We start from the raw sequence: 6,932 nt of genomic DNA, 5'->3' as shown, positions 1-6,932 counted from the left end.
CTCTTCATCATCGTGAGTCTGTTCCGTGAGCTGCCTTCTATAACGTCCTCAGCTACGCCAGCGATGACCACCGAGCTGAATAAATCAGCGTTTCCCTAGGAGACCGTAATGATCAAAAACATTAACTTGGAGACCGTAATGATCAAAAGCATTCGTTATCTAGCTGCCGCTCTCGTGGTGATTTCATCGACAGCCTCCGCCGAAGATCTGTCGACTGCTTCAGCTCCGTTGCCACAAGGTACGTTGACCTCGTCAGCGCATTCTGACGAATGGAAAATCCGAAATGCGTTGAGCGCGGGCCCTACCTTCATCAGGGAGCACGCAGCCGTAATTGATTGGCCCGCGAATCCGAAGGATGTAATGTCTCATGGCAGGGTGCTTCGCCAGGGCTCCAATGGCTGGACATGCATGCCCGACCTTCCCGGAAGGCCGAAGCACGACCCGATGTGCGTAGACGAGACCACGATGAAGTGGCTCATGGCGACCCTCGCTGGCAAGAAGCCGGACATCGATCGCGTTGGACTGTCCTACATGCTCATGGGCGAATCGAGGCCGGGTCAGGGGGCGACTCCATCAAATCCGCCAAAAGATCCCAGCCAGATCAAAGAAGTCGGCCCACACATCATGGTCGTGCTTCCCGATTCAGCCAAGGACGCGTTCCGGGGCGTCAGTAAGGATATCTCCGATGAAGAGCCCTTTAAAATTTTCCTCAGTTCCGCAGACGATGCCACGCCAATATTGATCATTCCCGTTGTAAAGGCCGGCAACAGGCTCAGGGAAGAGCCTATGGAATAGGGCCTCGCTACACGGGCGAAGTGGGAATGCGGGAAGGCTCTCGGGCCTCTTGGCGACAAGCCCGTCCTCTCACTTTGTGAGAGGTCCGGGCGGCGCACCCTGCGGTCGAAGAGGCAATGCTTTGTGCACGCCAGCGCAGATACTTTCTGAAGATGACGGGCAGCACGCTCAATTCCGTCGAGATCATTCCGGCAGCCGTCCTGGAGTCCCTCGGTCTTCAACTGGGTAGTTCGCCACCACGGATCGCCTCGATCCGGGCCTTCTACGGACGCCGGCGCACACTCTTCGACCATCAGGCTGCCGCTCTGCGTGCCCTCGGCCGGACCGAACTCAGCCCCCACGCCGAACGGGGGCTCGTTGCCTGTCTCCGCCGGGAGGCGGCCGCGTTGTTCGACAGTGCCGATCTCATGGGCTTGGCCCGTTCGTGGCCTGTCGACCACGATTATCTTCTGCTCCGCGACCGCGATATCCGCCGCCTCGCAGTTGCCGCGCGACGGTACCATGAGCGGGTTCTGTTCAGATCATTGGCGCGGCCATGCGGTCCGAGCGGGAGACTTGGGTCGAGCGGCTGCTGGCGCCGGTTACCGGCGCGGACTTGAGCCACCTCGAATGGCCGGACGCCGTCCCTTCGAGCAAGTCCATCAAAGGCCTTGGAGAGCAGATCGAGAAAATCGGATTCCTCAAGGACCTGGGCGCGGATCGGATTGTTCTCCCCGACCTGCGGCTTGCCGGGATCGAGCATTTCGCCAGGCGATTGATATCACGCAAACCATCAGCCCTGGCGCGGATCAAGGACCCGCATCGAACGATCGAGGTTGCCTGCTTTCTGCGATTGACCCTGCTCCGTCTGACGGACGCGAGCCTCACGCTGCTCGACCACCAGATCGCGTCTCGCTGGCGCGGCGCCCGCGCGCGCGGAAGCCCTCGCAGGCAACCAGGTTGCGCCGCTTCCGTGCCTTGCTCGGCGCCCTCGCGAACCTTGCCGATGACGAGGCGCTCGACGCCGCCGATATGCGCTCGCGCCTGCGCGGCTTGATCGCTCCCTTCGAGCCAGAGCGCATGTCGACCCAAGTTGCCGCCATTCGCCAAGAGTTGAGGGTCGGCCGGGATTCGTTAATTGATGGAAACGAATGATCACGCTGCGAAGCCTCGCAGGTCATGTCTAATACCGCGTTTTCCTGTCGCTGTGATCGGCCGCCATGGATGTCGCTCTTCGCGATACTAAAAAGGGGCAAATCAAGTCGTCGCATAGGGAATTCCCGAGATTGAAGCGAAAAAATTTGACACTATGATTTTCATAGGTATAACCTAAGCCTATTGCTTCAACTTCTTTCTTTGCAGGAGAAACACCTGCCTAAACGCACGCTCTGGAGCGACCATATGACAAGCCTGACGTACAAACCTGAAGAAACAGGACTCCTAATTGTTGATCCGTACAACGATTTCATGTCTCAGGGCGGCAAGCTCTTTTCAGTGATCGAAACGATTGCAAGTGAAGTCGGGCTGATCGCCAATCTACGAACTTTGATGGTGACTCTTCGCGATGCGGGCGCAAAGATTTTTTTCGTTCCCCATCATCGCTGGGAACCAGGTGATTACATCCATTGGAAGTTTGCTAACAACACTCTTTCGATTGCAATCGTCAATTTTTCCGGGGCCGGGAAGACCGACGGCCATTGCGGGCAATGTCGGTGACGAGAAAGAAGAGGCGTTCTACCAGTTTGTCCATCCACTAACTTAGGAATAGCGATGTCGAAACAGCAACTTGCCGAAATCCTCGCGGTTGGCGCTCAAAATCCTCCTCCCGTCGGCACCACACCCGGCGCGATGCGCGCATGGATGGAAGACGCACTCGACCAAGTCCCCGTGGCCGAGAATGTGGCGATCAGACGGGTGAAGTGTGGACCATGTGATGGCGACCTGATCATACCTGCCGGAGGAGACGAATCACGACTCATCATTTTCTATCACGGTGGTGGCTTCCTTTTTGGCTCCAGCCGCACACATCGGGTCATCGCGTCCAACTTGGCTCGCGCTGCGGGGAGCGTTGTGCTGGTGCCCGACTACCGTCTTGCACCTGAAAATCCGGCGCCTGCTGCACACGACGATGCATTTTCCGTATATGAATGGGCGCTTGATCAAGGCTACGCGCCCGGCAAACTGGCCTTATGCGGAGATTCCGGCGGTGGCAACCTCGCCCTCGCCACAGCCGTGCGCGCGAAGGAGGCCGGACTGCCGCAGCCGTGCGCGCTGACACTAATGTCGCCTTGGCTTGATTTCGCGCAAGAAGGTGCGTCTCATCAAGGAACACCAGACGACCCGATCGCTTCTACCCAACTTCTTGAGCTCCTTATAGACTCCTATCTTGGTGACGGCGACCGCAAATCGTCCAAGGTGACCCCTTTCTACGCAAACTTCACAGGTCTTACCGCCACCCTGGTGCATGTGGGAACTCGAGAAAGACTGCATGATGACTCGGTCACCGTTGTGGAGCGACTGAAGAGAGATGGGGTAGCTGCCGAGCTAAAGATTTTTGACGGCATGTGTCACACCTGGCAACTCTATGCACCGATGCTCGAGGAGGGTATGGCTTCCATTGAGGAACTCGCGGCATTCATCAAATTGCGCCAAAGATGACATTGCTGCGGCATGGGCGCAGAGATAGGCAATTTAGGTAGATATCCAATAGAATTTGGTCTCAATCTGTGCGATCGTGGCGCGCACAATCACGAAGCAGGATGTAGTCGACGCCCTGACGAAATCAGCGCCGAAGACTGCCCTTTCAATAGGACTCAGTGGGGACCCACCGGTCTTCGCCCTGAATGCAACCAAGGCATTCAGGGCGCCGCTGTGCCCAGCGGCACAGCCGCCTAGATGACCTCCCGCGAAGCCAGCCATGTGCGGCGCGAAAGGCGCGCCTTTACAAGCATCCTCTTGGCGCTTACACGGGCAGGCCTCTGGAACAGATCTGCTATCAGAGATCCTTTGAAGCCGAACTGCGGGCAGTCCTTGCCCAGGTCCGGCGCCTCGATCGCACCAGGAATCATCATCCTCTCGTCTCCCGTGTCGACGAGCGGTATGCCGATGTCCATAAGCCCTTCGCTGGCAACCGATGTCGTGCCCGAACCCAAGCGCGCAGCAGCGCCTTGTGCGCAGCGTACGAGCGAGTCGACCCGTTGGTGACTTCCCCGTCAAAGGCGCACATCTCGGCGTAGGGCTAATCGTCGGCCACGCCGCGGTTGACAACACCATTCGCCCATCACCTCAGCAGACACCTGCTCAGAGGTCGACGCCCACGCCATCGCCTTCGAGCGGCCGGCGCATTCGGCGAGACGATGGATTCCGCCCAGCACAGTCGCGACGCCGATGCTTGCTCGGGATAGTTGAAACGGGCAGTGACGATGTCCGCTCGTGGAGCGAACGCTGGATGGGGGTTTCGGTGGCACCTTCCGGAAGAAACAGCCATCCGCGCAACATGGTCTCATCGTCAGCGCGAAACTCGACGCTTCTTCTCTCTCAACTGGTTGCGGGTTTTTCGAGCTGGTCGAATTTGTCTGCCAGCCCCGCCCAGGCTGAGTTTATGAGCGTCAGGTGAAAATCGGCTAAAGTCCAGATTTTTGGACGCATCGAATGACGGGCAAGCCCAGCTGGCAAGCGATTCCGACGAAATTGAGCAAAGCGCAGTTCGAGGAATTTGTCTTGCCACACCTGAGTCGTGGTCGACGCGGACCGCCGCCGACGCTGTCGTTGCACAAGATCTTCAACTACATCATGAAGGCGCTCTACATGGGGTGTCAGTGGATGATGCTGCCGATCGACAGCAATGACGAAGGCCACCGCGAAATCCAGCACACGCGTAACTAGCGGATGATGCGGCGCTGGCAGGCCGATGGCAGCATCGAGCGGATTTTCGCGGGCACGGTGCATCTTCTTCACCAGGACCAACTTCTCGACCTTTCAGTCATTCACGGCGACGGCACGACGACCGCTGCGAAGAAAGGCGGCGACAACCTCGGATATAGCGAGCACAAGCATCTCAAAGGCTGCAAGGTGGTCGCCTTCTGCGACCGCGACCGCGACCGCGACTGCAACGTCATTGCGCCGTTCGTGACGGCACCGGGCAACCGAAACGAATCGCCGCTGCTGCGTAATGCGCTGCCCAAGCTCACCGACATGGCGCGTGCCATCGGCGCGGACCTGCGGGGTTCAACTGTCAGCCTGGAAGGCGTCTACGATTGCCGGGACAACCGCCGGGAGATTTTCAATCGTGGCATGACCCCGAACATCCCCGAGAACCTGCGTGGGCGCAAAACACCGAAGCGCGGGCGCAAGCAGCACTTTGATCCGGCGATCTTCGAGGAGCGCTTCAGGACCATCGAACGCGTCTTTGCCTGGGAAGACAGTTCCGTCGTCTGCTGCTGCGCTTCGAACGAGTCAGTGGCGTGCACTACGCGCTAAAGACACTTGCCTATTCGATGATCAATCTGCGGCACTACTGCCAAAACTGACCTCACGCCAGGCTTGGCGTAGCATCGTCGGCGCTCGGCTCAGCATCGCTGATCGTGCTCGACCTGTCGATACCTTCATATTCGCATAACGAAACATATCTTCGTATTCTCAGCGCGCCATACCCAACACCGATCCGCGCCTCTGGCTTGTTCGATCCCTCTCTACGCAATCAGCGTGGAAACTCGCAACCAGTTGTACTACTAAGAAAGACGAATTCCTCGCTTGCCCACGCTATTTGCACCACAAGCGGGGAGCTAGTCTAACGACCTGTCGTGCATCCCAAGTTGATGGTTAACTTCGCGACAAGAATGAAATGCTTGAATCCTATAGTCCTATCGGAAAGATTGAGCAATCAGTCTTTCCGATTCCTAAAATTCTCGCGACGAATTTCGCGTTCTTTCAAAAAAGCAGGGCTTGTATGCGACTCGAGGTCCGTGCGTTCGACCGGGACGTTGCAATGATGACAGAACGATTCTAAACCGACATCGTTACCGCATGCCTTATGTTTGAACCGGACTGCAAACCCTTGGCCTGGTGGTTTACACCAAGTTTCCCCCCAAGCACGCATCGCGTAAATGACTGGATAAAATGCACGTCCCTTTTCCGTCAAATGGTATTCGTATCTCAGTGGATGGCGACTGTACGGCTTGCGCTCAACCATTCCATCTTGCTCAAGCGCTTTCATTCTCGTTGCAAGCATTTGCGGGGTAGAGCCCGTCTGTATCTGGATCTCCTCAAATCGCGAGGCCCCTGAGGACAGTTCTCTCAGTATAAGAATCGTCCATCGGTCTCCCACAATGGAGACGGCCTGCGCAACCGGGCAAACCGTTTCTGGCGTCGATGCTTCACCTTTCATCGTCTATTCTCAGTTACTTTGAATTTCATAGTAGCACTGACCGGACGGCCGTGCAACACTTGACGCATTCGCGATACACTACCTTAGCAGCCACTTCCAAGGCGTTTCGGCAACGCGTGATGTGTGCTCGCCGACAGAACACAAACGCTCTCCTGCCGCGTCAGTCGTGGGCCAAGGCCCGCTGAGCTCCACGCGCCCGAGGGTCGCCGCCTTTCGTCACACGCCTTCGACGAGAACTGCGCGATAGCGTGCGCCCTTGAATCGGTGCTGCGCGACCTCCTGATACGCCGGGCTGTCGTACCACGCACGCGCGGCCGCTGTCGACGGAAACTCCATGATCACGACGCCCTCTGGCGCGTCGCCCTCAAGGACCCGCTGAGGTCCGTAGGCAGCGAGAATCTTGACAGGATGACCTTTGAAGGTCTCGCCCACCTTGCTTTGGTAGATGTCGAGCTCACCTTGATCCTGCGTGCTTTCCCTTGTGAAGACAATATAAGTCGCCATGACGTGTGCTCCCGCGGTGGTGTGAAGGTGCACACGATGATGGCATGAAACCGCATTGGGCCTCGATACGCAGCGTCGGCGCGGATGCTGACCCGTCACTTGGGCGAGAGAACCACCCGATCCTCGCGTCGGACGCATATCGACCCGTTTCCGCCAGTCGACCCAAGGCTGCCCAGACGGCAGCTTTCAAGGTACAAGAGACCCTCGCTAAGGAACGTTGGCCGGCACGTAATCGGCCAGAGCAGCCGCTGGCCGATCTCTACTGGCA

The 6,932-nt window shown here is 57.7% G+C and carries 9 protein-coding genes; 6 read left to right on the top strand and 3 right to left on the bottom strand.

Annotated elements, in window-relative coordinates; all coding sequences use genetic code 11:
• Positions 1–108: 108 nt before the first annotated feature.
• The 4 genes from P3T23_RS27090 (at position 109) to P3T23_RS27075 (ending at position 3,432) form a co-directional block, all read left to right on the top strand.
• Positions 109–795, top strand: coding sequence for a hypothetical protein (locus P3T23_RS27090; protein WP_429319166.1), 687 nt, complete (start codon positions 109–111; stop codon positions 793–795).
• Positions 796–1,734: 939 nt separating this feature from the next.
• Positions 1,735–1,929 (top strand): hypothetical protein, encoded by a 195-nt coding sequence (locus tag P3T23_RS27085; RefSeq protein WP_429319165.1) that lies wholly within the window; start codon positions 1,735–1,737, stop codon positions 1,927–1,929.
• 246 nt (positions 1,930–2,175) lie between these two features.
• Positions 2,176–2,490, top strand: coding sequence for a hypothetical protein (locus P3T23_RS27080; protein WP_429319164.1), 315 nt, complete (start codon positions 2,176–2,178; stop codon positions 2,488–2,490).
• Positions 2,491–2,544: 54 nt separating this feature from the next.
• Positions 2,545–3,432 carry an alpha/beta hydrolase gene (locus tag P3T23_RS27075; protein WP_429319163.1) on the top strand — a complete coding sequence of 296 codons (888 nt, stop codon included), beginning with the start codon at positions 2,545–2,547 and terminating at the stop codon, positions 3,430–3,432.
• 233 nt (positions 3,433–3,665) lie between these two features.
• On the opposite strand, the gene P3T23_RS27070 is transcribed toward P3T23_RS27075, so the two are convergent.
• Positions 3,666–3,887, bottom strand: a complete 222-nt coding sequence (locus P3T23_RS27070) for a hypothetical protein (protein WP_429319162.1) — start codon at positions 3,885–3,887, stop codon at positions 3,666–3,668.
• A gap of 538 nt (positions 3,888–4,425) precedes the next feature.
• On the opposite strand from P3T23_RS27070, the gene P3T23_RS27065 reads away from it, so the two are divergent.
• Positions 4,426–4,659 carry a hypothetical protein gene (locus P3T23_RS27065; RefSeq protein WP_429319161.1) on the top strand — a complete coding sequence of 78 codons (234 nt, stop codon included), beginning with the start codon at positions 4,426–4,428 and terminating at the stop codon, positions 4,657–4,659.
• Between the two features lie 3 nt (positions 4,660–4,662).
• Positions 4,663–5,253, top strand: coding sequence for a hypothetical protein (locus P3T23_RS27060; protein WP_429319160.1), 591 nt, complete (start codon positions 4,663–4,665; stop codon positions 5,251–5,253).
• 403 nt (positions 5,254–5,656) lie between these two features.
• Here the strand turns inward: P3T23_RS27060 and P3T23_RS27055 are convergent, their stop codons facing one another.
• Positions 5,657–6,160, bottom strand: a complete 504-nt coding sequence (locus P3T23_RS27055; protein ID WP_429319159.1) for a winged helix-turn-helix transcriptional regulator — start codon at positions 6,158–6,160, stop codon at positions 5,657–5,659.
• A gap of 216 nt (positions 6,161–6,376) precedes the next feature.
• Entirely contained in the window at positions 6,377–6,664 is a 288-nt protein-coding gene (locus P3T23_RS27050) for a DUF1330 domain-containing protein (RefSeq protein ID WP_429319158.1), read from the bottom strand.
• Positions 6,665–6,932 lie beyond the last annotated feature (268 nt).

This window comes from Paraburkholderia sp. GAS448 (assembly GCF_050435685.1).
Taxonomy (GTDB): Bacteria; Pseudomonadota; Gammaproteobacteria; order Burkholderiales; family Burkholderiaceae; genus Paraburkholderia.
This window is presented reverse-complemented; position numbering and strand designations above follow the sequence as displayed.

Bases quoted from the DNA above. Each gene is read 5' to 3' on its own strand.
- P3T23_RS27050 (WP_429319158.1), bottom strand. From the start codon at position 6,664: ATGGCGACTTATATTGTCTTCACAAGGGAAAGCACGCAGGATCAAGGT.
- P3T23_RS27075 (WP_429319163.1), top strand. From the start codon at position 2,545: ATGTCGAAACAGCAACTTGCCGAAATCCTCGCGGTTGGCGCTCAAAAT.
- P3T23_RS27060 (WP_429319160.1), top strand. From the start codon at position 4,663: ATGATGCGGCGCTGGCAGGCCGATGGCAGCATCGAGCGGATTTTCGCG.
- P3T23_RS27065 (WP_429319161.1), top strand. From the start codon at position 4,426: ATGACGGGCAAGCCCAGCTGGCAAGCGATTCCGACGAAATTGAGCAAA.
- P3T23_RS27080 (WP_429319164.1), top strand. From the start codon at position 2,176: ATGACAAGCCTGACGTACAAACCTGAAGAAACAGGACTCCTAATTGTT.
- P3T23_RS27055 (WP_429319159.1), bottom strand. From the start codon at position 6,160: ATGAAAGGTGAAGCATCGACGCCAGAAACGGTTTGCCCGGTTGCGCAG.
- P3T23_RS27090 (WP_429319166.1), top strand. From the start codon at position 109: ATGATCAAAAACATTAACTTGGAGACCGTAATGATCAAAAGCATTCGT.
- P3T23_RS27070 (WP_429319162.1), bottom strand. From the start codon at position 3,887: ATGGACATCGGCATACCGCTCGTCGACACGGGAGACGAGAGGATGATG.